The 25328-nt window shown below is 61.2% G+C and carries 21 protein-coding genes, 1 tRNA gene and 1 pseudogene; 8 read left to right on the forward strand and 15 right to left on the reverse strand.

The window, feature by feature from the left end:
* Positions 1–691: pseudogene (locus tag FAA86_RS22050) on the forward strand (hypothetical protein); the annotation flags it as partial.
* Positions 692–710: 19 nt separating this feature from the next.
* Here FAA86_RS22050 and FAA86_RS22055 read toward each other — a convergent pair.
* Positions 711–1802: a PAS domain-containing protein gene (locus FAA86_RS22055; protein ID WP_136543184.1), complete on the reverse strand. Its 1092-nt coding sequence runs from the start codon at positions 1800–1802 to the stop codon at positions 711–713.
* A gap of 308 nt (positions 1803–2110) precedes the next feature.
* Between FAA86_RS22055 and FAA86_RS24730 the strand changes: the two genes are divergently transcribed.
* On the forward strand, positions 2111–2281 hold the full coding sequence (locus FAA86_RS24730) for a hypothetical protein (RefSeq protein WP_167495069.1): 171 nt from the start codon (positions 2111–2113) through the stop codon (positions 2279–2281).
* 13 nt (positions 2282–2294) lie between these two features.
* Here FAA86_RS24730 and FAA86_RS22060 read toward each other — a convergent pair whose 3' ends face one another.
* Both FAA86_RS22060 and FAA86_RS22065 read right to left on the reverse strand, forming a co-directional pair.
* Positions 2295–3209, reverse strand: coding sequence for a sugar kinase (locus FAA86_RS22060; RefSeq protein WP_246035167.1), 915 nt, complete (start codon positions 3207–3209; stop codon positions 2295–2297).
* 276 nt (positions 3210–3485) lie between these two features.
* Positions 3486–4289, reverse strand: coding sequence for a class I SAM-dependent methyltransferase (locus tag FAA86_RS22065; RefSeq protein ID WP_136543186.1), 804 nt, complete (start codon positions 4287–4289; stop codon positions 3486–3488).
* 125 nt (positions 4290–4414) lie between these two features.
* On the opposite strand from FAA86_RS22065, the gene FAA86_RS22070 reads away from it, so the two are divergent.
* From FAA86_RS22070 to FAA86_RS22085, 4 genes are all read left to right on the forward strand, one after another.
* A complete protein-coding gene (locus FAA86_RS22070; protein ID WP_136543241.1) occupies positions 4415–5545 on the forward strand; it encodes an ABC transporter substrate-binding protein in 1131 nt (376 codons plus the stop codon).
* Positions 5546–5613: 68 nt separating this feature from the next.
* Positions 5614–6678 carry a FecCD family ABC transporter permease gene (locus FAA86_RS22075; RefSeq protein ID WP_136543188.1) on the forward strand — a complete coding sequence of 355 codons (1065 nt, stop codon included), beginning with the start codon at positions 5614–5616 and terminating at the stop codon, positions 6676–6678.
* Positions 6672–7424: an ABC transporter ATP-binding protein gene (locus tag FAA86_RS22080; protein ID WP_136543190.1), complete on the forward strand. Its 753-nt coding sequence runs from the start codon at positions 6672–6674 to the stop codon at positions 7422–7424. Before FAA86_RS22075 ends, FAA86_RS22080 begins: the two co-directional genes overlap by 7 nt.
* A 130-nt stretch (positions 7425–7554) precedes the next feature.
* Positions 7555–8529, forward strand: coding sequence for an OmpA family protein (locus FAA86_RS22085; protein WP_136543192.1), 975 nt, complete (start codon positions 7555–7557; stop codon positions 8527–8529).
* A 6-nt stretch (positions 8530–8535) separates the two neighbouring features.
* Here FAA86_RS22085 and FAA86_RS22090 read toward each other — a convergent pair whose 3' ends face one another.
* Positions 8536–9162, reverse strand: coding sequence for a DUF6198 family protein (locus FAA86_RS22090; protein ID WP_113459993.1), 627 nt, complete (start codon positions 9160–9162; stop codon positions 8536–8538).
* Positions 9163–9166: 4 nt separating this feature from the next.
* Positions 9167–10339, reverse strand: coding sequence for an amino acid aminotransferase (locus tag FAA86_RS22095; protein WP_136543194.1), 1173 nt, complete (start codon positions 10337–10339; stop codon positions 9167–9169).
* Between the two features lie 169 nt (positions 10340–10508).
* Between FAA86_RS22095 and FAA86_RS22100 the strand changes: the two genes are divergently transcribed.
* Complete coding sequence (locus tag FAA86_RS22100; RefSeq protein ID WP_136543196.1) at positions 10509–10979, forward strand: Lrp/AsnC family transcriptional regulator; 471 nt, start codon at positions 10509–10511, stop codon at positions 10977–10979.
* Positions 10980–11120: 141 nt separating this feature from the next.
* Positions 11121–12896, forward strand: coding sequence for an alpha/beta hydrolase (locus FAA86_RS22105; protein WP_136543198.1), 1776 nt, complete (start codon positions 11121–11123; stop codon positions 12894–12896).
* Between the two features lie 48 nt (positions 12897–12944).
* On the opposite strand, the gene FAA86_RS22110 is transcribed toward FAA86_RS22105, so the two are convergent.
* The 10 genes from FAA86_RS22110 to FAA86_RS22155 form a co-directional block, all read right to left on the reverse strand.
* Entirely contained in the window at positions 12945–13796 is an 852-nt protein-coding gene (locus FAA86_RS22110; protein ID WP_136543200.1) for a dipeptide ABC transporter ATP-binding protein, read from the reverse strand.
* Entirely contained in the window at positions 13793–14641 is an 849-nt protein-coding gene (locus FAA86_RS22115) for an ABC transporter ATP-binding protein (protein ID WP_113459998.1), read from the reverse strand. The genes FAA86_RS22110 and FAA86_RS22115 overlap by 4 nt, the downstream gene beginning before the upstream one ends.
* A gap of 2 nt (positions 14642–14643) precedes the next feature.
* Complete coding sequence (locus tag FAA86_RS22120) at positions 14644–15552, reverse strand: ABC transporter permease subunit (RefSeq protein WP_113459999.1); 909 nt, start codon at positions 15550–15552, stop codon at positions 14644–14646.
* Between the two features lie 14 nt (positions 15553–15566).
* Positions 15567–16571 carry an ABC transporter permease subunit gene (locus tag FAA86_RS22125; protein WP_113460000.1) on the reverse strand — a complete coding sequence of 335 codons (1005 nt, stop codon included), beginning with the start codon at positions 16569–16571 and terminating at the stop codon, positions 15567–15569.
* A 164-nt stretch (positions 16572–16735) separates the two neighbouring features.
* Positions 16736–18334 (reverse strand): ABC transporter substrate-binding protein, encoded by a 1599-nt coding sequence (locus tag FAA86_RS22130; protein ID WP_136543202.1) that lies wholly within the window; start codon positions 18332–18334, stop codon positions 16736–16738.
* A gap of 533 nt (positions 18335–18867) precedes the next feature.
* The gene (locus FAA86_RS22135) at positions 18868–21939 is read right to left on the reverse strand and encodes an efflux RND transporter permease subunit (RefSeq protein WP_136543204.1); all 3072 of its coding nucleotides are present in this window, start codon (positions 21937–21939) and stop codon (positions 18868–18870) included.
* A gap of 32 nt (positions 21940–21971) precedes the next feature.
* Positions 21972–23123, reverse strand: coding sequence for an efflux RND transporter periplasmic adaptor subunit (locus FAA86_RS22140; RefSeq protein WP_136543206.1), 1152 nt, complete (start codon positions 23121–23123; stop codon positions 21972–21974).
* A 23-nt stretch (positions 23124–23146) separates the two neighbouring features.
* Positions 23147–23749: a TetR/AcrR family transcriptional regulator gene (locus FAA86_RS22145; RefSeq protein ID WP_136543208.1), complete on the reverse strand. Its 603-nt coding sequence runs from the start codon at positions 23747–23749 to the stop codon at positions 23147–23149.
* Between the two features lie 175 nt (positions 23750–23924).
* Positions 23925–24905 (reverse strand): flagellin N-terminal helical domain-containing protein, encoded by a 981-nt coding sequence (locus FAA86_RS22150; RefSeq protein WP_136543210.1) that lies wholly within the window; start codon positions 24903–24905, stop codon positions 23925–23927.
* Between the two features lie 218 nt (positions 24906–25123).
* Positions 25124–25199 (reverse strand) — tRNA-Phe (locus tag FAA86_RS22155).
* Between the last annotated feature and the right edge of the window lie 129 nt (positions 25200–25328).

Raw genomic sequence — 25328 nt, forward strand, 5'->3', positions numbered from 1 at the left:
TTATCTCGCCAAGAAGCTGGGCGTAACGATCCGCATCGACGTCGTGGCAAAGGCGACGGCAGCGCTGATGGATACCGCCAAAGCGTCGCGCAAGAGCTCCAACCAGTATCGCATGGCCGTCTATACCTTCGGCGAGAAGGCGGAAGATACGAAGCTGCTTGAGGTTTCGTCGCTGACCGACAACCTCGATCAGGTGCAGACGAAGGCATCCAAGATCGGCCTGATGTCGATCCCCTGGCAGGGCTATGACAACGACCAGCAGACGGATTTCGACCGCGCGCTGAAGAACATCGGCAATCTCATGGGGACTGCCGGTACTGGCGCCTCGGCGGGCAGCCCCGAAAAAATCCTGTTCTTCGTGTCTGATGGTGTCGGCGATGCCTACAAGCCCAGCACCTGCACCAAGAAGACGACCAGCGGGCGCTGTCAGGAGCCCATCGACACCACCCAGTGCGAGGTGCTGAAGAACAAGGGCTACCGGATCGCGGTGCTATACACCACCTATCTGCCGCTCCCGACCAATGACTGGTACAAGAAGTGGATCAGCCCGTTCCAGAGCGAGATCCCGACGCGGATGCAGTCCTGTGCGTCACCGGGGCTCTATTTCGAGGTCAGCCCGAGCCAGGGTATCGAGGACGCCATGAACGCGCTGTTCCTCAAGATCGTGTCCACGCCTCGGCTTGCGAGCTGAGGACGGTCAGGCCTGACCTTCAGAGCCGCCTGCCCTCGGCGCGCTGCAGCGCGACCCCGTTGCCGTCGCTGAAGATCAGTCCTTCCAGTTCGAAGGCCTGTCGTATCGCGTTGAGAGAGGCGGGACGTGTGGCCCGCTCTCCCTCGGCTTCTATCCGTCTTATGGACGAGATGGAGACGCCGGAGTGCTGGGAGAGATCCTCCAACGTCCACTGGAGCATGGCGCGACCGGCCCTGATCTGCATCGGCGTCAGCAGGCTATCGGCAGAGGCGTTCACGGGGTCGATCCCTTTGAGCCCACGCTGGCGGATCAGAATGCCGAGCCACTCGTGCAGGCGGCCGCTATGCAGCATGGGAACCGCGCGGGCGAGAAACCACTCATAATCGCCATTCGTCATCCTTATGCGATGATAGGCCTCATAAGGGGTGAGGTTGGAGACGGCGTTCTTCCAGGCGGCGATAACCGCTTGCCGGTCTTCCGGATGGATGGCTTCAACCCAACTTCCATTCAGAACATCGGCTTCGCGCTGGCCGGTCAGCACGGTCCAGCCTTGTGAAAAGACGGGCTCGCCGGATGCCGTGGCGCGCCATTCCATGGCAGCGACGGCACCGACGAGCGCCCTGTAGCGCCCCAAGCTCTCTTCGAGGGCTTGCCGGTTTTCATGATCCTGCGAAACATCCTGCAGCAAGCCGATGACCCTTGCCGGGCGCTGCTCTGCGTCGAGAACCACCTCGGAGCGGAACTCGACCCAGCGCACTGTCCGATCACCACGGATGATGCGGAAACTGCGGTTCACGGGTACGCCCGAGCGAATGAGCGGCCAGAGATCTTCACACCGCAGGCGATCATCCGGATGAACCTGGTTGATGAGATCCATGATCGCGAATGGCTGCGGCGTCTCAACTCCCATCACTCGCAGAAGTCCCGGGCTGACGGAGGATTGACCGGTTGCGAGATCACAGGTCCAGAAGCCGGTGGTGCCGCGCTCTTCGACCAACCTCAGAAAGTGTGCGGACGAAACGCCGGAAAACTTGCGGGCAGCGGCGGAGAGATCACCATCCTGACTGGTACCGACATCAGCCTGGGCGGAGGTTTCTAGGAAGAGTTTCATTGTCGTCTGGTCGTATCCAACATGCCGGCTGAAAGAGGCTTCGTGACTCTGCACGATCCTGCGCCGGCTAAACTTATCTATGGACGCTAGCGACGTCGGCGCCTGTCGACAAGTGGCATGTGACACTTGTGAAACCAATGTCGCAAACCTGCGACAAACGGCCATGCCCGAGGCTGGAGGGCCATGGATTGCGCCCTGGCTTCTCCTCCGGCGAGCGCGCGAGAAGGCTACGTCTACACTCTTGTCGCAGTGATGCGAACATGGCAGGAAGCTCATAAAGCGCCAAGCGCAACACGAGAGAATCTGGAATGTCGAACGTCATCAAATTCGAGCGCCCACCCGAGCAGAAACCGCCGAAGCCCCAGAAGTCGCTCTCGCCGACCTTGAAGAAGGTCATGGTCTGGGTCGGGATTGTTGCCGCTCTGGTGCTCGTCTGGGGCTACTACACCCTGGTCGGCGGAACGGGCGCTCCGGCCTGAGCCATCAGGCGCGTCAAGCTCTGCTTGTCGCCTCGGGCACCAAGGCCCCCTTAGCTCCGATCACTTTGCCTGCAAGCCTCGCGCCCGCGGCAATCGCCTCTCTGACGCTTTCGCCAGAGAGTTCGGCCGCCAGGAAACCGGCATTGAAGCTGTCGCCGGCCGCAGTCGTATCCACGACCCGCTCCACGGGAGGGATGGCGCAAGTCGATATCTGGCCGGCTCCATCGGTGAAGCTCACATCGGCCGCGCCGTTTTTCACCACGACCCGCTGGGACCCCTCGGCCAGATACCGCTTGATCGTTTCTGAGGGATCGGTGTCGCCAAACCAGGTGGCCTCATCCTCGAAAGAGGGAAGGCAGAGATCGCTGACCGCCGCGGCGCGGTGGATCCAGCCACGCATCGTTTCCGGATTGTCCCAGAGCCGCGGCCGCAGGTTGGGATCGAACACCACCGTTCCGCCGCGGCCCGCAAACTGACTGAGAGCCTCAATGAGAGCCAGCCGATCCTGGTTGGACAGAATGGCCAGGGTGATGCCCGACCAATAGGCCATGTCGGCACCGTCAAGGGCACGCGCGAGAAGAGACGGATCGCTTGCGAGCCTTTTGGCCGCACTGTCGTTGCGCCAATAGGTGAAGCTGCGCTCCCCGTCCTTCAGGGTGATGTAGTAGAGCCCGATCGTCTTGTCGGAGAGACAGCGAACATGGTCGGTGCCAATGCCCTCGGCGGCCAGGAAGTCCAGCATCCTGTCGGACAGGCCGTCCGTGCCGATGGCGGTGAGGTAATCCACCTGCCAGTCTGTGCCCAGGCTGCGGCGGAGATAGTAGGCGGTGTTCAGCGTATCGCCGGCAAAGCCCATGCTGAGGGCACCGGGTGTTCCCGTTTCCGAGAGCTCCCCCATGCATTCGCCAATCGATACGATCCGTCCCATGCTTTCCCCCCGCTTGTACGACCAGTGTTGTTTAACGCGCCCGCCATCCGCCGTCGACCGGCAGGATGGTCCCATGCACAGAGAGGCTGTGGCATCCGACATGAGAAAAACCGCTGTGCCTTTGCGCTCTTCGACATGACATCAGCGTTCTGCAAGATGCCGCCGCGGGCATCGCTCGACGGGCGAATGTCGATGCAGGCAGCGGCAGGTTGGCAGGTCGCCCCCTTGCAGTGGGGACTATACGTTGGAGAGTTAGTGTCCCGCAGAAAGCCTCGGTTATTTTTCCGCGCAGATGGCGTAGCGATGCTGGGTGGCGCGCTCGAGGCCTTTAAAGAAGGAGAAGTTCTTGCGCTGTGCCTTGTGGATCGCGCCCATGTTCTGGTCGATCGTGATCTTCGTGAAGCCGGCTTCTTTCAGCAGATCCGCCACCGCCGGTGCATGGGCGCCGCCGGAAAAATGCACGCGCGAGAGGATGCGATTGTGCGTCTCAGCCATGTCGGAATTCGGTGCCCCGTGGAGTGCATCGCGGGCAAGCCCGAGGCGGCTTGCGAGACGGGTGACGGTCTTCAGCAGACGGGTCAGCCTGGACGTGTTGACGAAATCCCCGTCGACGATCAGCAGCTTGCCGCCCGGCTTCAATACCCGGTGCCATTCGCGGAAGCAGGCGAGCGGATCGACAAGCGTCCAGACGAGGTGACGATTGGTGATGACGTCATAGGTGGCATCGTCCTCCATCGTGCGTTCGGCGTCCCCCATCAGGAAGCGGATCTGCCGGCCTCTGGCCTTTGCCTTCGCCCGCGCCCGCTCGAGCATGGGCTCGGCCCAGTCCAAACCGGTGACCTTGAAACCGAGGTCATCAAGCAAATGCGAAATCACCGCGGTGCCGCAGGCGAGATCGAGCGCTGCCCGACCTTCCCCTTCTCCGAGATGCTTTCGAAACAGCGCGTGCCAGGCCGCGCGTTCGTCTTCGGAAAAGATCTCATGACCCGGCTGCGTGTCGAAGGTTTCAGCGCGGAGCGACCAATAGGCTTTGATCTCGTCACGAAGGTCATGATTGGAAAGGGTGCTAACAGCTTGCATTTCTAAGGTCTTCCAGAGCGGGGCAAAGAGGCTGGAACACTTCTAAAAGATAATTCTTGACTGTGAAAGTCAGAAAAACATAGATCACCTCACAATCACAAGCAGGAGAACTGATCGTGTTCAAAATGGAGAGGGTGGCTTCCGCCGCCGCGATTTCGCTCGTCCTTTTTTCAGGCGCCGCGCTCGCCGGCGAGACGGTGAAGATCAAGGACATCACCGGCCGTGAGGTCGAGGTGAACGTTCCTGTCGAGCGCGTGATCCTTGGCGAAGGCCGCCAGATCTACTTCACCGCCGCTCTCGACACCGACAAGCCTTTCGGCCGTGTTGTCGGCTGGCGCGACGACTTCAAGAAGGCTGACCTCGACGGCTACAACATCTATCTGAAGAAGTTTCCGGAGATGGAGCAGATCCCGACCTTCGGCGGGATGAAGGACGGGACTTTCGACATCGAACAGGCCGTGGCGCTGAAGCCTGACGTGATCATCATGAACACGGAAGCGAAGTCTGCGACGGAAGAAAGCGGCTATATCGAGAAGCTCGCCGCCGTCGGCATTCCGCTCGTCTATATCGATTTCCGCGAAAAGCCGATGGAGCACACCGACGATTCCATGCGCATCATCGGCAAGCTGTTCGGCAAGGAAGAGCGCGCCGAAGAGTTCGTCAAATTCCACGACGACCAGATCGCCAAGGTGACGGACGTGCTCGCCAAGCAGCCCGACCTCAAGAAGCCGGTCGTCTTCATGGAGCGCGCCGGCGGCTATTCCGACGATTGCTGCATGTCCTTCGGCAACGAGAACTTCGGCAAGATGGTCGAGCTTGCCGGCGGCGTGAACATGGCGAAGGACATCATTCCCGGCACCTTCGGCACGGTCAATCCCGAACAGATCATCGCCTCCAACCCGGACCAGGTCATCGTGACCGGCTCGAACTGGGAACTCTACGTCCCCGGCGGCAAGTGGATTGGTGTTGGCCCGGGTGCCGACAAGGCCGAGGCCGAGCGCAAGCTGGCCGAACTGATGAAGCGCCCCGGCTTCACCGACATCAAGGCGGTGAAGGATGGCAACGTGCATGCCATTTGGCACCAGTTCTACAACAGCCCCTACCAGTTCGTTGCCGTACAGCAGATCGCAAAGTGGCTGCATCCTGAGCTTTTCAAGGATCTCGATGCCGACGCCACCTTCAAGGAAATGCATGACCGCTTCCTGCCGGTGGATTACCAGCCCGGCTACTTCGCCTCGCTGAAGGCCGGCTCCTGATACCCATACGGCCGGCGGGAAACCGCCGGCCGCCTGCCCCAAAGGGCATGAAAGACAGGAACACACTTATGGCTACCACCGTCGAAACGGCCCTTCCGGCCTCCAGCGACACCTATCGCAGCCTCACGGCAAAACGCCTGGCGATCCTCGCCGGGCTTTCATTCTGTCTGGTGCTGTCGATTGCCGTCGACATGGCTTATGGCCCTGCACGCTACACGCTGTCGGAAGTCGTCTCGACGATCTGGGATCCCGCCTCGGCGGGTAACCAGCTGCGCGTCGTGATCTGGGATATCCGCATGCCGATCGCGCTGATGGCCGTGACGGTAGGCGCGTGTCTGTCGCTTGCCGGGGCGCAGATGCAGACGATCCTTGCCAATCCGCTCGCCTCCCCCTTCACGCTCGGCATTTCCGCAGCGGCCGGTTTCGGCGCCGCACTCGGCCTCGTGGCCGGTGTTGCCGTCTTTCCGGCCGCCGTGCAGTACATGGTCCCGATCAACGCCTTCCTGATGGCGATGCTGGCATCGCTCTTCATCTATGGCGTCTCGACCATGCGTGGCGTCACGGTCGAAACGATCGTGCTGCTCGGTATCGCGCTGGTCTTCACCTTCAACGCGCTGCTCTCGCTGCTCGAGTATCTTGCGTCCGAACAGGCGCTTGCCGCCGTCGTGTTCTGGACCATGGGATCGCTGACCAAGGCGACATGGGGCAAGGTGGCCGTCACCTTCGCCGTGCTCGTCTTCTGCGTGCCGCTCTTTGCCCGCCGCGCCTGGGCACTGACGGCGCTTCGCCTGGGTGACGACAAGGCAGCGTCCTTCGGTGTCAATGTGCGGTCGCTTCGGCTGGAGACCATGCTGCTGGTCAGCCTGCTTGCGGCAATCCCCGTTTCCTTCGTCGGCACCATCGGCTTCATCGGCCTTGTCGGCCCGCATATCGCACGCATGCTGTTAGGCGAAGATCAGCGCTTTTTCCTGCCGGGCTCCGTGCTTTGCGGTGCGCTCTTGCTCTCCGTAACCTCGGTCGTGTCGAAAATGCTGATCCCCGGGGCCATCATGCCGATCGGCGTGATCACAGCCCTTGTCGGCGTGCCCTTCTTCTTCTCCCTCATTTTCACCAACAGGAGGCGCGCATGGTAGCCCTCAGGCTCGAAGCGGTCGGTGCCCAGTATGGCCGCCACCGCGTCTTCAGCGACATCACGACCGGCGATATCGCCGGCGGCATGCTGACGGCCGTGATCGGCCCAAACGCGGCCGGCAAGTCGACCTTGTTCAAGCGGATTGCAGGGCTGCTGAAAGGGGAAGGCGTCGTTCACCTCTCCGGTGAAGAAAGCCTTCGGCCGATCTGTTACATGCCGCAGGATACCGGCGCCAACGCCGTCCTGACCGTCTACGAAAGCATCCTGCTCGCATCGAAGCAGGGCTCCGGCTGGAAAGTGGCCGACAGCGAGCTACTCGAGATCGACCGGATCCTCGCCTCGCTACGCATTTCTGACCTTGCCTTTCGCGATCTTGGCGAACTCTCCGGCGGTCAGCGACAGCTGGTGGCCATCGCGCAGGCGCTGGTGCGCAAGCCGGAGGTGCTGTTGATGGATGAGCCGACCTCGGCTCTGGACCTGTTCCGGCAGATCGAGGTGTTGCAATTCATGCGGACACTTGCAGCCGAAAGCGGTATTGCCGTGCTGATCGCGCTGCATGACCTGAACCATGCGATGCGCTACTGCGACCATGCGCTTGTGGTTGCAGACGGGCGGTTGATTGCCAGCGGCGCCACCGGCGAGGTCATCACCCCTGCCCTGCTTCGAGACGTCTACCGCGTGGATGCCCGAATCGAGGCCTGCACGCAAGGGCGCCCGCTGGTCATCGTGGATGCAGCGCTGGCGTGATGGCCGTCGAAAAAGGGCGCTTGTCTTTCGTCACAAGGCATGTAGCCCGGCCTGAAACGGCAATAGACAGAAAGTAACGTGCCGATCTAGACTTCGCCTCATCCGTTTTCGCACTCGATGAGGCAAAGTCATGCTTAAGCTGATACTGATTTGCATTTCATCAATTCTCATCACGCTTGGCAGCGCATCCGCAAAGGACGTCGCGGGCGGCGAAGACTATCCTCTGGTCGGGCGATACGACGGCTCGGTCATGACGCTCTACAAGGTCTCAGACTACGAAGAGCAGCGCATCCTTACCAAGCCGATCACCTCTGCTGATCGCAGGGCTACTGGCAAGCGCGTCAACGACAAGAACAGCGTCGCGGCGGCCGGGCGCTCGATCCGGATCCGCTACGAAGGACCCGAGGGCCGCTCACCGCTTGAGGTGGCCCGAAACTTCCAAAGCGAAATCAAGGCGAAGGGGTTCGAGCTTCTTTTCGAATGCAGGGGCGCCGATTGCTCCGATCTCGGCGGCTCCGAGCTCTACTTCGCGCTGCATGACGAGAGCCCGCTCGGCAATGGCGATATTCATTCCAATCCAGGTTCTCAGATCTTCACGTCGGCGAAGCTCGCCCGCGCCGAAGGAGACGTCTATGCCACCATCTATGTCGGCGAATTCAAGAAGGCGCCGGAAGTGCTGATCGACGTGGTCGAGACGGCACCGATGGACACTGACAAGATCGTCTTTGTTGATGCCGCGCAGATGCAAAAGGACATTACCGCCTACGGGCGCGTCGCGCTTTACGGCATTCTCTTCGATTTCGACCAGGCAACCATCCGCCCGGATTCGCAGCCGACGCTGGATGAAATCGTGAAGTTCCTGGGGTCGAACCCGGACGTGAAGGTCATCGTTGCCGGCCACACCGACTGGAAGGGCGGCTTCGACTATAGCATAGAGCTTTCGAAGCGCCGCGCTGATGCCGTGGTGTCTGCCCTGACCGACCTCGGCATTTCCACGTCGCGGCTACGTGCCTTCGGTGCGGGGCCTGCAGCGCCCGTGGCGAGCAACGAGAGCGAGGCCGGGCGCGCCAAGAACCGACGCGTTGAACTCGTCAAGGCGGAGTGAGAAGTCTCAGCTCAAGCCCATGTAGCGGCCGGGCTTGTGGTTGATCGCGAGGATCAGGTTGGCGATGGCGGCCCCGAGCACCGAGAGCGCCAACCGATCGGCGGGAAGCACGAAGAAGGCGATTGCGAGGATTGTCAGGTCGACGCCGAGCTGAAAATAGCCAGCCCGCAGGCCTGTCTTTTCCTGCAGATACATCGCAAGAATATTGATGCCGCCGAGGCCGGTGCGGTGACGGAAGAGCATCAACAAGCCCGTGCCGATCAGTCCGCCACCAATGATGGTGGCATAGAGCGGATCGAGATGGGAAAAATCGATCCACTGGCTGTTCAGCTTCGACAGGACGGAGACGAGCGCCACAGCCGTGAAGGTGCGGAGCGTGAAGGCCCAGCCCATGCGCTTCACCGCGAGGATGTAGAACGGCAGGTTGACGATGAAGAAGATGATGCCGAAGCCCCAGCCGCTGACATAGGACAGAAGCAGCGCGAGGCCGGCACTCGAGCCGACCGTCAGCATCGTTTCGGTGTAGATCAACGTACCGAGCGATACGAACATCGTGCCCGAGATCATCGCAAGCACGTCTTCATAGAGGCGGTGGCGCTCGGCGCCCGCCTGGTTGACGGTTGTCGTGGTCATGATTTCAGCCCAGAAGCGGTTTCAGGACACGGGCAACGCGCGGAATATCCTCGCTCTTCAGGCCCGCGATGTTGATGCGCCCGGACGTCGGCATATAGATGCCGTGTTCCTTGCGCAGCGACAGCACATCGGCCTCCTTGAGCGGCAGCAGCGAGAACATGCCCTGCTGATCGGCAATCTGGGGCGCGAGTTGCCAGCCATCGGAAAGCGCTGCGGCCAGTTCCCGGCGCAGACCGTTCAGACGATCGCGCATGCTGTTCAGCTCATCGATCCAGTCCTGGCGCAGGCTGTCTGTCGACAGGATCGTCCGGACGACCGCGGCCCCGTGGTCCGGCGGCATGGAGTAGCTCGTGCGTGCCATCGTCACGAGGTTCGAGCGGGCAATATCGGCCTGTTCCTGGCTCTCTGCGACCGCGAAGATGGCACCGGTGCGTTCGCGATAAATGCCGAAGGATTTTGAGCAGGAGACGGCGATCAGGGCTTCGGGCGCGGCCGCAATGATCGTGCGCAGGCCGGCGACATCCTCCTCGATACCGGCACCAAAACCCTGATAGGCGGAATCGATCAGGGGGACGAGACGGCGCTCTGCGATGACGGCAGCCAGTTCTTCCCATTGCGCCGATGTCAGGGTGGCGCCGGTGGGGTTGTGGCAGCTGGCATGGATCAGAACGGCATCGCCCCTGGGCGCGCTGCTCAATGCCTTCATCATGCTCGCAAAGCGCACGTCCTGGGTCGGCACATCGAAGTACGGATATGTCTCGACGTTAAGACCGGTGGCGCCGAAGATGCCCGCATGGTTCGGCCAGCTCGGCACACCAAGATGCAGGCGACCACTGCCGGCGCGCGCGATCAGGTCGGACGCGAGGCGAAGCGCCCCGGAGCCGCCGGGCGTCTGGACGCCAGCTGCAAACTTGCCGTGGCCCTTGCCACCGACGAGGTCCCAGAGCAGTTCGAGGAATACGCGGTCGCCTTCCGGTGCGACATAGGACTTGCTGTCCTGCTTCTCCAAAAGCTCCCGCTCGGCGGCCTTCACCGAGCGCATGACCGGGGTGCGCCCGAGATCGTCGCGATAAACACCGACGCCGAGGTCAATCTTGTCCGCCCGATGATCGGCATTGTAGAGCCCGATCAAGGCGAGCAGCGGGTCATTGGGCTGTGAGGCGAGCTTTTCGAACATCGGAAACCTTCGGCGAAGAGCGATTGTGCAGATGGATCAGAGATATCAACAAATCCGCGCAAAGTCTCTGCGGATTTCGCGCGAGAGAGGAAGTCAACTTGACCCGTATTGCCAGATACCCGTCTCCGGCGATAGAAATTTGCGCCATGCCCGAGACGAGGGATCGCGAATGGAAGCCGAACACGTCAACCTCGACAGGATCGATCGAAGGATCATCGCTTGCCTTCTGCAGGATGCGAGCCTGAACAATGCGGAACTTGCCGAACGCGTCGGCTTGACCGCAGCCCCGTTGTCGAGGCGTCTGGCGCGGATCTATTCCAGCGGCATCATCCGGCAAGCTGTCATCGTGGATGCACCTCGTGTCGGGCTCGGGCTGCAGGCCTTCGTGGAGATCACGCTGGACCGAACGACACCCCAGGTGGGCGAGCGCTTCATCGATCATGTGGGCAAGCTTGCCGAGGTCACCGAGATCCATGCGGTGGCGGGCGACTTCGATTTTCTGCTGAAGGTCTCGGTCAAGGACATGGCCGACTTCAAGCGGCTCATCTGGCAGGAGTTCGACAGGTTGGCCGAGATCAAGACCATCCGATCGACCATGGTGTTCGATAGCCCCAAGATCTCATACGGTTATCTGCCCTGAACAACCGCAACAGCTGTCGCGATATTTTCCAAGTTTCGCATATTTCGCACCGTTTTTGCTGATCTGTTAAGAGATGTCGTCCCATTGTCGGCGCGTGACGGCTGCAGTTTCCGCCGTCCTCGATATTCGGTAGCTCCAGCGATGCAATCCAACCTCGCGCCTTCAAATCCAGGCCAGCGTCTCGGCTATTCCACATGTCCCGCCACGGCGGTGACGATGGATGGCATGCTCGGCCATCTGCATCCTGCGGGCGGAACGACCGGCGTCGTGCTCTGCCAGCCCTGGGGCTTCGATGCGCTGTGCACGGTGAAATTTCACAGGCTCATTGCCGAAGATCTGGCGCGGCGGGGATACCCGGTGATCCGGTTCGACTATCCCGGCGAGGGCGATTCACTGCCCGTCAAGAATGGCGCGGCTTTCGACACCTGGGTCGAGGGCGCAGTGCGCGCGGCTCGGGAACTCCGCGAGCGCACCGGATGCACCCGGATCCTCTATTATGGCATGGGCATCGGCGCCGCGGTTGCGCTGCGTGCCGGCCAGCGGGATGAAGGGCTGGCGGGCTACGTTCTCGCAGCGCCCGCGCTGAATGGGCGACGCTACCTCCGTGAGGTCGCGCTGAGAGAGAAGGTCATCGAAGACGGTATCGGTATCGATTTCGGCTATCCGGCCGGCTCAACCGTCTTGGCTTCCTTCATCATGGATCCGGCTTTGGCAGCCGACATGAAATCGGTTTCCGTCTCTATCGAGACAATTCCAGCCGGTTTGCCGACGCTTGTCCTGGCGCGGCCGGAAAACGGGACCGATCGGGAACTGGCCGACCAGCTCGAGCGCTCTGGCGCCTTTGTGCACATGACCGACTTCATCGGCTATGGCACGATGCTCGACGGCGTCTTGACATCGCCGATGCCGACGTCCCTGATCGATACGATCGGAGACTGGTTCCGTCAGACCATTGCGGTGGACGAAGCGTCACAAACTTCCAGGAGCGACGCTCCGGAGCCTGCGGTACTGTCCGCCGGCGCCTTTACTGAACAAGTCGAGGTTATCGACTCGCGCTTGTTCGGCATTTTCTGCGCGCCAAACTCCGAGATCCCGAAGGCCGTCATCATCTTTCTGAACATGGCCTATGCGCCGCATATCGGCTGGGGCGGGTTGTGGGTGGATACGGCGCGGCGTCTGGCGCAGCGGGGCATTGCGACGCTCAGAGTTGATCTCTCGAATATCGGGGAGAGCCCCGCAAGACCCGAGGGGGAGCTGCAGGTCGTCTATTCCAGCGAGCAGCTCAGCGACGTGCATGCCGTCATCCGCCATGTCCGGTCACGCAACGCTTGCCCGATCCTCCTGGCAGGCATTTGCAGTGGGGCGCATTCGGCTCTGTACGCGGCTGCCGACAATCCTGATGTCGGCGGCATTATCTCGATCAATCAGCTCCGCCTCGTTCTCGATCCGGATGAGGATGTGGACACGCTTCTGATGGCTGGCGCACGACCGCTGAGCGACTACAAGCGCCGTGCCTTCAGCCTCGGCACCTATAAGAGGGTGCTGTCCGGCGAGGTGGATATCCCTAAAGCGGCGAAGAATATTGCAGGCCATGCCAAGGACCGCGTCTCACGGCAGATATCGCCCTATCTCGGCGGGCTCACCAAACTCGGACGAATGCGCGGACAGCTGTTTGGGCTCTTGCGGAAACTGGAGGCAAGAAAGGTGCCTGTCACCTTCCTCTCCTGCCGTACCGACGGCAGTCTGGAGCAGCAACGCCTTTACTTCGGCAAATCGCTGGCAGGCCACAGCGCCTTTCCAGGCCTGAAGCATATCCTGCTGGAGAATACCGATCATACGCTAAGCCCGCCTGCAGTCAGGCAGCAGCTGATCGAGATCCTCGAAGACACAGTCCATCAGGTGACCCGTCAGAACTGACCGCGAGAGGAAGCGCGCTCAAAGGCGCTCCCTCTCTCAAACCATAACTCAGCCGGCAACGGCCAGCTTGCGCTTCGCCATGCGGGCCCGGATCGATTCCACGTCGGCGCGCGGCGTCGCGGCGAAGAGCGTGCGGGTATACTCGTGCTGCGGATCGGCGAAGACCGCATCGCGCGTGCCGTATTCGACCGCTTCACCGTAATACATCACCATCACCTCATCGGCGATGTAGCGCACGACCGAGAGGTCGTGGCTGATGAAGACGTAAGTCAGGCCGAACTCTTCCTGCAGGTCGGCGAGCAGGTTGAGCACCTGAGCCTGGACCGAAAGGTCGAGTGCCGATACCGGCTCGTCGAGCACCAGCAGCTTCGGATTGAGCATCAGCGCGCGGGCAATGGCGATGCGCTGGCGCTGGCCGCCGGAGAACATGTGCGGGTAGCGGTTATAGTGTTCCGGACCGAGGCCGACCTTGATCAGCATCTCGGTTGCACGATCGCGCCGTTCGGCAGCGCTCATCTTGGTGTTGATGAGCAGCGGTTCACCCAGTACGTCGCCGATCTTCTGGCGCGGATTGAGCGAGCCATAGGGGTTCTGGAAGACGATCTGCACCTTCTGACGCATGTCGGCTGTCAGATGGCCCGGACGCGTATCGACCTTCTGGCCGTCGATGAGGAGTTCGCCTGCCGTCGGCTCGTCGATGAAGGTGAGAATGCGGGCGAGCGTGGACTTGCCGCAACCGCTTTCTCCGACGATCGCAAGGGTCTTGCCCTTGTCGAGCTTGAAGGAGACACCCTTTACCGCGTGGACGATCTTGTCATCCTTGAACAGGCCCTGCGGCACGCGGTAGTCGCGCTTGATGTCGCGGATCTCGAGCATCGGGGTTTGTGTCGCTTCGGTCATGCTGCACCTCCCGTTTCAGCGGCGGCCAGGAAGTCGGAGACCGTGGTCAGGCGGTCGCCGGTGGCATTTTCCGGAAGGGCGGAAAGCAGCGCGCGGGTATAGGGGTTCTTCGGGCTTTCGAAGAGCGAGAGCACGTCGGCCTCCTCCATCTTCTTGCCCTTGTACTGGACGATGACCCGGTCCGCGGTCTCGGCGACCACGCCCATGTCATGGGTGATCATGATGAGGCCCATGCCGGTCTCGGCCTGAAGCTGCATCAGGAGATCGAGGATCTGCTTCTGGATCGTCACGTCGAGTGCCGTGGTGGGCTCGTCGGCGATCAGGAGCTTCGGATTGCAGGCAATTGCGATCGCGATCATCACGCGCTGGCACTGACCGCCCGACATCTGGTGCGGGAAGTGATTGAGCCGCTCGGCAGGATCCGGCAGGCCGACCAGCTTGAAGAGTTCGATCGCGCGCTCGCGACGTTCCTTCGCTCCAAGGCCCATGTGCAGGCGCAGGACTTCCTCGATCTGGAAACCGACGGTGAAGCACGGGTTGAGGCTGGCGACGGGCTCCTGGAAGATCATCGCGACGTCCTTGCCGATCAGCTTGCGGCGTTCGGCCGCCGAGATCTTCTGGATGTCACGCCCCTGGAACTCCATCTTGTCGGCGGTGATCTTGGCCGTCCAGGGCAGCAAGCCCATGACGGCGAGCATGGCGACCGACTTGCCGGAGCCGCTTTCGCCCACGATCGCAAGCACTTCACCCGGTTCGACCGACAGCGAAACGCCGTCTACGGCCTTGAACCAACCATTGGCCGTCTCGAACTGGACGGTGAGGTTCTGAATATCGAGAAGCGCCATGATCAGGACCTCTTCAACTTGGGATCGAGCGCATCGCGCAGGCCGTCGCCCATCAGGTTGATGGCGAGAACGGTGATCAGGATGGCAAGACCCGGGAAGGTGACGACCCACCAGGCGCGCAGAATGAACTCGCGGGCTTCGGCGAGCATCGTGCCCCATTCGGGGGCCGGCGGCTGGGCGCCCATGCCGAGGAAGCCGAGCGCGGCTGCGTCGAGGATCGCGTTAGAGAAGGACAGCGTCGCCTGGACGATCAGCGGCGCCATGCAGTTCGGCAGGATCGTCTTGAACATCAGGCGAAGCGGGCTTGCACCGGCAAGACGTGCGGCCGTGACGTAGTCGCGTGTCTTCTCCGTCATGACAGCAGCACGCGTCAGGCGGACGAAGTGCGGCTGCAGGACGAGTGCGATGGCGATCATCCCGTTGGTGAGGCCGGGCCCGAGAATAGCAACGAGAACCAGGGCAAGCAGCAGCGACGGGAAGGCCAGGATGATGTCCATCAGGCGCATAATCGCGGTGTCGAGCCAGCCACCGTAATAGCCGGCGATGACGCCGATGATGATGCCCGTCGTCAGCGACAGCGTGGTGACGAAGACGCCGATGAAGAGCGAGTACTGCGAGCCGTAAATCAGGCGCGAGAGAATGTCGCGTCCGACCGGATCGGTACCCAGCGGATAGCTCCAGTTACCACCTTCCAACCAGGCCGGCGGCAGCAGCACCGCTTCGCGATACTGCTCGAAGGGCGAGTGCGGGGCGATGACACCGGCGAAGACGGCGATAAAGACGAGGGCGAGGAAGACCACGAGGCCGATGACGGCGCCGCGGTTCTCGGAGAAGTAGAACCAGAATTCGGCCAGCATCTGGCGGCGCATCTGCGCGCTTGAAACCGGCTGGCTGGATGTTGTCTCTGCCATGGGATTTTATCCTTCTAGTGGCGGATGCGCGGGTTGATCAGGCCGTAGAGCAGGTCGACGATCAGGTTCACGACCATGATGATGCCGGCGATCAGGAGGAGACCTCCCTGGATGACCGGGTAGTCACGGCGGAACACGCTGTCGACCATCCACTTGCCGATGCCCGGCCAGGAGAAGATGGTTTCGGTGAGGATCGCGCCTGCCAGCATGACGCCGATCTGCAGACCGATCGTGGTGATGACCGGGATCATGGCATTGCGCAGCGCGTGCAGGCTGACGACGCGGAACGGCGACAGACCCTTGGCGCGCGCCGTGCGGATGTAATCCTCCGACAGCACTTCCAGCATGGCCGAGCGCGTCTGACGGGCGATGACGGCGAGCGGAATGGTCGCCAGCACGATCGACGGCAGGATCAGGTGGCTGACGGCAGACAGAAACGCACCCTTCTGGCCCGAAAGCAGGCTGTCGATCAGCATGAAGCCGGTCACCGGCGGGAAGAAGAACATCAGCGAGATGCGCCCCGAAACCGGGGTCCATTGCAGGATGCCGGAGAAGAGGATGATCAGCAGCAGGCCCCACCAGAAGATCGGCATAGAGTAGCCGACCAGAGCGATGCCCATCATGGTCTGGTCGAAGAAGGAGCCGCGCTTGATGGCTGCGATGATGCCGGCCGGAACGCCGATCGCCACGGCGATCAGGATCGCACAGAGCGAGAGTTCAACGGTCGCGGGAAACAGCGCGAAAAACTGGTCGATGATCGGGCTCTTGGAGACGATCGAGGTGCCGAAGTCACCGGTCAGAACGCCGCCGAGATAGTCGAAATACTGAACCACCACCGGGCGGTCGAGGCCGAGCTGGGCGCTGATCTGCGCATGACGCTCGGGCGACATGACGCGCTCGCCCGAAAGCAGCGCGACCGGGTCACCGGGGAGAAGCCGGATGAAGGCGAAGGCAATGATCGAGACACCGATGAAGGTCGGGATCAAGACGGCGAGCCGTCGCAGGAGAAAGCCAAACATGTGTGAGACCTGTTGTTTCTAAGGAGGTCGAACCGCGGCCCCATGGCCGTCCCAGTTACCCGAACCGCTTCCGCTGAGCCTTCGAGCATGACGCGAGAACGATCCCGCATCAACGACAAACGCCGCGGGCACAATGGCCCGCGGCGAAAGGATGACAGTTCCGATTACTCGGCGATGTCGACGTTTTCGAAGGTGAAGTCGCCGAGCGGGCTCTGAACGAAGCCGGAGACTTCCTTGCGCATCGGAACGACCGAGAGAGAGTGGTCGATCGTGGCCCAAGGTGCTTCGCGCTTGAAGACGAGCTGAGCTTCTTCGTAGAGCTTGGTGCGCTCGGCCTGGTCGGAGGTGACCTTGGCCTTCTTCACCAGTTCGTTGAACTCTTCGTTGCACCACTGAGCGCGGTTGTTGCCGCCGACGGCCTCGCAGCCGAGCAGGGTGTCGAGGAAGTTGTCCGGGTCGCCGTTGTCGCCGGTCCAGCCGAGCATGACGGCGCCGTCACGATCCTTGGCCTTCGAACGGTCGAGGTATTCGGCCCATTCGTAGGACACGATCTCGACGTTGACGCCGATCTTGGCGAAGTCGTCCTGCATGATTTCAGCAGCGCGACGTGCGTTCAGCATGTACGGACGCGAAACCGGCATAGCCCAGATCTTCATCGACAGACCGGTGACGCCAGCTGCTTCGAGTTCCTTCTTGGCAGCATCCAGGTCGTACGCGTCGTCCTGGGTGGACTGGTTGTAGGACCACATGGTCGGCGGGATCGGGTTCTTGGCCGGCGTTGCCATGCCCTGGAAGACGGCATCAACGATGGCTTCCTTGTTGATCGCCTTGTTCAGCGCCTTGCGGACTTCCGGCTTGTCGAACGGAGCCTGGGTCGTGTTGTAGGCGAGGTAGGCGACGTTGAGGCCTTCCTGCTCCATGACCGTCAGGGCCGGGTCGGACTTCATCGACTCGACATCGGCTGCGTTCGGGAACGGCATCAGGTGGCATTCGCCGGCCTTGAGCTTCTGGTAGCGAACGGCGGCGTCCGTGGTGATGGCGAAGACGAGGTCGTCGATCTTCGGTGCGCCACCCCAGTAGTCGGCGTTCTTCTTGTAGCGGATGACGGCGTCCTGCTGGTAGCCGACGAAGGAGAACGGACCCGTGCCGACCGGCATCTGGTTCAGCTGTTCCTTCTTGCCTTCAGCTTCGAGCTTGTCGGCATATTCCTTCGAAACGATCGACGCGAAGGGCATTGCGAGGTTCGCGAGGAACGGCGCTTCCGGACGGTTCAGGGTGATCTTGACGGTCAGATCGTCAACCTTTTCGATCGACTTGATCAGCTCCGGGAAGCCCATGCCGGCGGCATATTCCCAGGAGGTGCCGGCAACGTACTGGTTCCACGGATGATCAGCCTTCAGCTGGCGCTCCAGCGAGAAGATCACGTCGTCAGCGTTCAGTTCGCGCGACGGGGTGAAGAAATCGGTGGTGTGGAACTTGACGCCCGGACGGAGCTTGAAGGTGTATTCAGTGCCGTCGGCATTGACTTCGTAGCTCTCGGCGAGACCGGCTTCGGCTTCCGTCGTGCCCGGCTTGAATTCCATCAGACGGCTGTAGATCGGATGAGCGGAGGCATCAAAGGTGGTGCCGGCGGTGTACATGCCGGGGTCGAAGCCTTCCGGCGAACCTTCCGAGCAGTAAACGAAGGTCTTGGCGCTTGCGGCGCCCGACAGGAAGGTTGCCGCTGCAAGGGCTGCGGCAGCAAGTGCGAACTTGGTTTTCATGAGCAGTCTCCCAAAGGCGGAGGACAAGAGCCTACGCCGGTTCTTTTGGTCCCGCGGCGCGTGGATCGCGCCCGTGTTTTGTGAAGGTCGGGGTCAACCGGTCTTCCGGCAATCGAAGGGCCGCCATGCTCAAGTCGTATTCTGACAAGCGACAAAAGGCGTCCTTTCAATCACTGAAGCAGTGTCTTATCGCCTTCGGAAACGTTGTAAAGAGAGATTCGGCTCAATTCGGTCACAGATTTGGTCTGGTTTTCGCCGTAATCGCTGCGTTGCAGCGCATAATTTCCACTGATGTAGCGGTTTTTCAGCAAGCCCAACAAAAGTTAGCGATTCAAGATAGTGCCGCAGAATCAATGCTTCCGGGGATATGCGTCGCAAAGAGGAAATCGGTTTTGTCGCCTTTTGAGGCGATCTAACAAGGTCAGAAAAATTTATCAACCGATCAAGAAAAGAAGGGCTCACAGCGCCAGCCGCCTGTGCCCTCAGGGGGAGAGGAGGAGAGGCTTGGGGATCCCCTCCTCCTCTCGCTTCGGTCACGCTTTGTGGGGAGAGCGACCGAAGAAGAAGGCATAGGCTGCCGGCAGAACCAGGATCGTCAAAACCGTCGCGACCAGGATGCCGCCCATCATGGCGTAGGCGAGCGGGCCCCAGAAAATGCCGCGAGAGATCGGGATCAGAGCAAGCACGGCGGTCAGCGCCGTCAGCATGATCGGGCGGAAGCGGCGCACCGCCGAGCCAATGATGGCTTCCCGCCGCTCCATGCCGGCCGCGATATCCTGGTCGATCTGGTCGATCAGGATGATCGAGTTGCGGATGATGATGCCGAGCAGCGCGATGACGCCGAGGATCGCGACGAAGCCGAAGGGCGCGCCTGAGATCAGCAGCGCTGCGGCCGCACCGATGATGCCCAACGGACCGGTGGCGAGGACCAGCATGGCCTTGCCGAAATGCTGCAGCTGGATCATCAGCAGGACGACGATGACGAGCAGCATGATCGGCGCCTTGGCGGCGATCGAGTTCTGGCTCTCGGCACTGTCTTCCGCCCCTCCCTGGATCTCGATCGCATAACCGGCGGGCAGGCTGTCGCGCAGCGATTGCATGTCCTCGAACATCTTCAAGGTCACGTCGTTCGACTGGACGCCGTCGGGGACCGTGGCGCGGACCGTGATGGTGGGCAGGCGGTTGCGGCGCCATTCGATGCCCTGCTCCAGGGTCGGAACCACCTTGGCAATCTGCGACAAGGGAATGAAGGCGCCGAGATCGGTCGGCACGTAGATCGAGTTGACGGCGCTCAGCAGTCGACGGCTTTCTTCCGGCTCGCGGGCCACGATTGAGATCGTCTCCTCTCCAGCGCGAACATCTGCGAGAGGCGCCCCGCTCATCGTTGCTTGCAGCATCTGGCGCAGGCGCTGCGAGGAGACGCCGAGTGCGCGCGCACGATCCTGATCAACGACGAGGGTCATCGCCGTGACCGGCTCCAGCCAATCGTCGTGAACGGCCTGCAGTATGGGGTTCTGGTGGAAGCGCGCCTTCACCTGATCGGCGATGCGGCGCACCTCCTCCCGCTCCGGCCCACTGACGCGCATCTGAACCGCCCATCCCGTGGGAGGGCCGAGGAAGAGGCGATCGACCTTGCCGCGGACCGAGGGAAAGTCCTCGGCCAGTGTCATGCGCAGCTTGGTGATCAGCCGCTCGCGGGCTTCCTCATCCTTTGCCATGACCAGAAGCTGGGCATAGTTCGGGTTGCGAAGCTGCTGGTCCAGCGGCAGGAAGAAGCGTGGCGCCCCTTCCCCGACATAGGTGGCGACGAAGCGCTGGTCTTCGTCGGTCAGGAGGGATGCTTCGAGACGCTTCGCCTCCTCTTCGACCTCCTTGATGGAGGTCCCCTCCGGCAGCCACATGTCGACGAGGATCTCGGGACGCGAGGACTGCGGGAAGAAGTTCTTGGGAATGAACTGGAAGGACCAGAGGCTGACAGCAAACACCGCCAGGGTGGCGCCGATCACGATAAGCCTGTGTTGGACAGCCCAGCCCACGACGCTGCGCAGCCGACGATAGAAGGCGGTGTCAAAGGCATCGTGATGATCGCCGACATGGGCTCGCTGTTTCAGGATCATGTAGCCGAGCCAGGGCGTGAAATAGACGGCGACGAACCAGGAGATGACCAGGGATATGCCGACCACGTAGAAGAGCGAGCGGACATATTCGCCAGCGGTGGATTCCGCGAAGCCGACGGGAATGAAGCCCGCCGTGGTGATGAGCGTGCCGGTCAGCATCGGAAAGGCCGTCGACGAATAGGCGAAACTCGCCGCATCAAGCTTGTCGAGCCCCTCTTCCAGCTTTCTCTCCATGAGTTCCACGACGATCATGGCGTCATCGACGAGCAGGCCCAGCGCGATAATCAAGGCGCCCAGCGAAATGCGCTGCAGATCGAGGCCGAGCTCGTACATGACGGCGAAGGTGGCCGCGAGCACGAGGGGAATGGCGATCGCGATCACAAGGCCCGAGCGCCAGCCGATGGAAACGAAGGAGACCACGAGCACGATGAGGAGAGCCTCGCCAAGCGCCTTCATGAATTCGCCGATCGCTTCCCGCACCACTTCCGGCTGGTTCGAGATCTGTGAGACTTCGAGACCGATCGGCAGGGTGCTTTCAAAGCGCTCCAGCGTCTGCTCCACGGCGTGGCCGACATCCGTCACCTTGAAGCCCTTGGCCATCACGACGCCGACCTGGACGGAATCCTTGCCGTTGAACCGAAATTTGCGCTGATAGGGATCTTCCAGACCTTCGGTGACGGTGGCGATATCGCCGAGACGCGTGACCTGACTGCCGGAGTTGAGCCGTAGGTCCCGGATGTCTTCGGCAGCCGAGAAGCCACCATCGACCGAGATGCGGACCGATCGCGAGCCGGTGTCGATGCTGCCCGTCGCATCGATCGCATTCTGGCCGGCAAGCGCATTCTGCAGATCGGTGAAGGTGAGGCCCCGCTCGGCAAGCGCCTTGGACGAGACTTCGATGAAGATCTTTTGCGGCTGGTCGCCGAGAACGACGGCCTTTTCAACGCCTTCGGTCGACAGGAGAACGTCACGCGCCTGGATCGCATACTGCTTCAGCTCCGGATAGCTGTAGCCATCGCCCGTCAGGGCATAGAGCGTGATGTAGGTGTCACCGAATTCGTCGTTGAAATAGGGGCCGAGCAGGCCATCCGGCAGCTCGTTCTCGATGTCGCCGACCTTCTTGCGGACCTGGTAGAAGGCCTCTGCCACGTCATCGGCATCGGTATTGCCCTTCACCTGCAGCGTGATGATCGCGGAGCCCGGGCGGGTATAGGACTTCACCCAGTCCAGATAGGGCGTTTCCTGCAGTTTCCGCTCGATCTTGTTGACGACCTGATCCTGCATGTCTGTCAGGGAGGCGCCGGGCCAGAAGGCCTGGACGACCATGACGCGGAAGGTGAAATCGGGATCTTCCTTCTGCCCCATGCGCATGAGGCCGAAGAGGCCGGTCAGGATGATCAGGCCGAAGAGGAAACGCGCGATGCTGGGATGAGCGATCGCCCAACGGGACAGGTTGAACGAGCCCGGCTCTGCAGGAGAGTGTGTCATGATGTCTGGATCCGAAGGTGAGGTCGCTGGGCTCAGCGGGTCGCCGCGTCGGGCTTCGCTGCGTCGCTACCGGCGTCTGCGGCGCGCGGCAGGTCCTTGTCGGCAAGGCGCACCTTCATGTCTTCCGCCATGAATTGCGTGCCGGCCACGACCACCAGATCGCCGGGGGCAAGACCCGAGGAGATCTGGATCCCCTTGTCGGAGAAGGTGTCGACCGTGACGGGACGGGCATGGACTGTCGCTGCCATGCGATCGACGGTCCAGACGATCGTCTGTTTGGCGCCATCGCGCGTCAGCGCCGACAGAGGCAGTTCGAACAGGTTGGTATCGGAGGGCGCGGTGGCCGTGACGCGCGCGGTCATGCCGAGCAGGATCTGCGGATTGTCCGGAAGCGCGATTCGCACGGCGAAGGTACGCGAGGTGGCGTCCGCGCTGCCGGCCACTTCCCGGACCGTCCCCTGCAAGGTGAGGCCATCCTTGGACCAGAAACCGACCTCGACTGCCTTGCCAGGCGCAAAGGCGAAGATCTCGTTTTCCGGCACGGCGATCAAGGCTTCCTTTTCGCCATCCGCCGCGACCGTCACGACGGGGCTGCCGGCGGAAACCACCTGTCCTGCGTCTGCGCTGATTTGCGTGACAATCCCGGGCTTGTCGGCCTTCAGCTCACCATAGGCGACCTGATTGCGCGCCTGTTCCAGCGAGGAGCGTTGGCTGTCGCGCGTGGCAAGCGCCTGGTTGTAGCTCAGCTGCGCTTGCTCGAGCTGTGCCTTGGTGGTGACCTGCTGACGATAAAGCGCATCGGCACGCTTCAAGGCGAAATCAGCTGTCTCCAGCTGGCGTTCGGCGGCAGCGAGACTTGCCTCGGCGCTCTTCATCTGGAGCTGATAATCGGTCACGTCGATGCGTGCCAGCACGTCACCCGGGGCCACACGATCGCCGATATCGACGAGACGCTCGATGATCTTGCCACCGACCCGGAAACCGGCTGCAGCTTCGCTGCGGGCCTTAACCGTTCCGGAGTAGCGCAGCTCCCGCGCGGTGGACGGGGCTTCGATCTCGACTACCTTGACCGGGCGAAGGCTCGGCTCTTCAACGACCTCGGCTCCTCCCTCCGTGCAGGCTGCAAGCCCGAATGCTGCGAGGAACGATAATGCAGGCAAGGAAAGGCGGACGCTGGCGGACATGGTGGTTCCTCCCCGGCTGGGGCTCAGATCTTGAGGGCTCGAATGGCGAATTCAGTCAAATCTTCCGGCCCGGCGCGATTGGTCTTGCCAATGCACTGGGCCACCATCTGCGGATGATGCAGCGGCGAGGTCGCAGCGCCGAAACAGCGGGCCGCATGGGCAGGATCACCTTTGGCGAACTCCCCCTTTTCCATGCCGTCGGCGATGATCTCGGTCAGGATCGCCTGGATCTCGTCGATATGCTTGTCGATGACACCCCAGCTCTGCTCGATGGCGACAACGACCATTTCATGGACCTTGCGCTCGTCGAGCATGGTGGCGACCGTGAACTCGAAATGGCTCATCGAGTAGCGGCGCAGCCTTTCCTCGGCGCTCAGCGGGAGCGCAGCGGCAGCCCTTGCAACTTCAAGGCTCTGCTGCAGCATGCGGGCGCACACACCCTCGAGCAGTTCGCTCTTGGAGCCGAAGAACCGATAGATATTGGCCGGCGACATGCCGAGATCCTTCGCCACATCGGCGACGGTCGTCTTGCTGTAGCCATAATGCCGAAACTGCGCCTCGGCCGCCTGAAGAATACGGGTCGAGGTGTCGGCGGGATCCTGGGACTGCGGAGCAACTGGGGTCATGATGATTTACGACTGACGATTTTTGAATTTCGTCAGTCGTAATCGATAAATCGACATCGGTCAATATGCGGTGAAGCTGATTTGCGCCTGAGAGCAATTTTGCAGCGGAGCAAAAACTCTCAGGCGTGACGCGCCACTCTTCAACTTCTCAGCCAGGGACCACCGGACCGCGCTCCTACTGGCGGAACAAGGTGAGCAAACTCTCCGGCTGGCTGTTGGCCATAGACAGGGACTGAACGGCCAATTGCTCCTGCGTCTGCAGCGCCTTCAGCCGCGTTGACGCCTCGTTCATGTCGGCATCGACAAGCCGGCCGATGCCGCTGTCTATGCTGTCAGAAAGCTTCAAGGCGAACTCCGCCTGCATCTCCACACGAGAAATCATCGAACCGATCTGGGAGGCAACGGAGACCATCTGCTTTGTCATCGCCTCGACGGTGCTGATCATGTCATCAAGTTCCTCGGAGGAAGTCGCGTTGCTGAGCACCAATTCCACCGCGGAAGCGGGAGCCGTCGAGCCGAGTATCAATACGTAATTGATCGCTGAACCCGCCTGAACAGCGAAGGCCTCGCTCGACAAGATGCCGTATTCCCCACTGCCCCCGTTGTCGACGAAGTACTGCACATTGGTGTCGGTTCTCGGCGGTGGCGTATTGATTTCGTAGGAGATCGTTCCCAGCGAAATATTGCCATCGCTGCTGCGCATGAAGGAACTGACAATCTGCTTGTCTCTGGAGTCTTCGCCGCTGTTCCACGAAAGCCAGTTCTGGCCGTTGAAACTTGCAGAATCCATTGTCGATTGCAGCTGCTGCTTGAATTGATCAAGCTCCTCATTGATCTTGGTCTTGTCCACGCCATGTTCTTGCGCAGCAACCAGCTTGGCGGTGATTTGAGCCATGATATCAATGGACGTCTCCACTGCCGCATAGGTCGTGTCCAACACGGCCGCGCTCAATCCCAGTGCATCCCGCACTGCAGACATTGCCATGTTGTCCGAGCGCATGGTCGTCGATATCGACCAGTAGGCAGCATTGTCTGCAGCTGTCTTAACCCTCAGTCCTGAAGAGACTTCCTCCTGCGCCGCTCCCATCTGTCCGGAAATGTTGCGAAGGACTTGCAGCGCGGAGATCGCTGCGCCGTTGGTGATAATGCTACCCATCAAATACTTCTGCCTGATCAAAACAGCTAAAATTGATGGATGATATTGATCAGCTGATGGTTAACAAACTGCGAAGAATTGTGTGCTCACTCAATGCAGGATAGCGGAAATTCGCCATGCACGCGCCAACGATAGAGGTTCGGCACCAGAAGGCAGAGCTGCGTCGACGAGGTCTCTGTGCGGCACTGCATAGGAACGATTTTTTTTTAAGGAAGGAATGGTGCCCGGAGGCGGATTTGAACCACCGACACGCGGATTTTCAATCCGCTGCTCTACCAACTGAGCTATCCGGGCATCTCGGCTTCTGTGCAAAGCCTGCCGGTCTTTTTCAAGACCTCCGGGGGATGTCCCCGGGAGCGAGCGGGGTTATAACATCTTGTTCGGCCATGTCCAGCGCCTTCAGGCACTTTTTTGAAGAAGATG

The organism is Rhizobium rosettiformans W3, assembly GCF_004912135.1.
Lineage (GTDB): Bacteria > Pseudomonadota > Alphaproteobacteria > Rhizobiales > Rhizobiaceae > Allorhizobium > Allorhizobium rosettiformans.